The 1,233-nt window shown below is 46.0% G+C and carries 2 pseudogenes; one reads left to right on the top strand and one right to left on the bottom strand.

The window, feature by feature from the left end:
* Positions 1-600, top strand: a pseudogene (locus tag R8O70_RS25630) (FAD-dependent oxidoreductase); the annotation flags it as partial.
* 22 nt (positions 601-622) lie between these two features.
* Here the strand turns inward: R8O70_RS25630 and R8O70_RS25625 are convergent.
* Positions 623-1,233: pseudogene (locus R8O70_RS25625) on the bottom strand (biotin-dependent carboxyltransferase family protein); the annotation flags it as partial.

Raw genomic sequence — 1,233 nt, 5'->3', positions numbered from 1 at the left:
GAATGTAACCAGCAATGGCCAGAAGTCATTTTCCACGGCCCCCGTGGCACAGATAAAGGAATGGCGCAGTTAACTCCTTATGGAGATGGCTATTTCCAGCTGCACGGCATGACGAAAGAGATCACGTTGTTTGAAGATGGCTTAGTTGAAAGCACGGCACTCTCTGCTCAACCTGAGCTACCTGTACCGTTACTGTCTAAAATTCGCAGTGGGTGGCGTGAAGAAATTTTGGGTGAAAGAACGCATAACGCAATACAACACATGGCCCAATTTATCCCTGATTACAAAACAGCGGAAAAAGGTGGCAAAGCGTTGTTTGGTGCTCAACAGATTCCAGGCACAGATCCCGTGCTTCGCGCGGCAGATGTTTCATTCGAACAAAATCACTACGCTCGAATTGAAGTTGTGAAAGCGTCTTCTACGTTGTTGGCTGCTCAAAAAATGCTTCAGTATTGGTTTGATATCACGCCTCAACATAATGTAGAAGCGCAACATCCAGTGACCGTTAATTGGTCTGAAAACGAAATCGAACAATACGCGATTAAACTGACCGAAGAACGAGGCTATCCGCATGCTCTAGCTGAACGCTACGGGATGTAAGCAGCCAAAAACTGAATAGGGCTCAGTAGCCAAAAAACTGAGCCCACTGACACCACACATCCTGCAAACCTTGTCTATCACCCTTGATGAAACGCACTTTCTGACCCGGCTTCGCTTGCGCTAATCTAGGCAAATCTATTCTGGCAACACAACCAAGCTTTGGATACCCACCAATGGTTTGGTGGTCATTGAGTAATACAATCGGATTACCATCATGGGGAATTTGAATGGCGCCTAGCGCGATCCCTTCAGATAAGATGCCATCATAAGGTGGCTTTACCGTATTTCCTTCAAGGCGATAGCCCATTCGATTAGAGTCTGGCGAGATCGCAAAGCCTCCCGAATAGAATTTTTCTTTAGCTTCAACACTGAAATCATCACATTGATAACCTTCAATAACGCGTAGTGTAATTGGCAAGTTGTAATCTGGCTTGAAACGAAATGTCATGATTCTTGGTTTATGGTTAGGTAATGAATGAGCGTCAAAAGGGAGAACATCTCCAGCTTTTAGAGCGTTACCATTGGCTTCTAGTCCACCTAATGCTTCACGAAGCACGGTCGATGAGCTCCCAAGGTGCTCAGGCACATTGAAGCCACCTTTTACAGCGAGATAGGCGCGAAGGCCATTTTTCG

The sequence above is a fragment of the Vibrio sp. 779(2023) genome, assembly GCF_033344285.1.
In the GTDB taxonomy this organism is placed as follows: Bacteria; Pseudomonadota; Gammaproteobacteria; order Enterobacterales; family Vibrionaceae; genus Vibrio; species Vibrio alginolyticus.
This window is presented reverse-complemented; position numbering and strand designations above follow the sequence as displayed.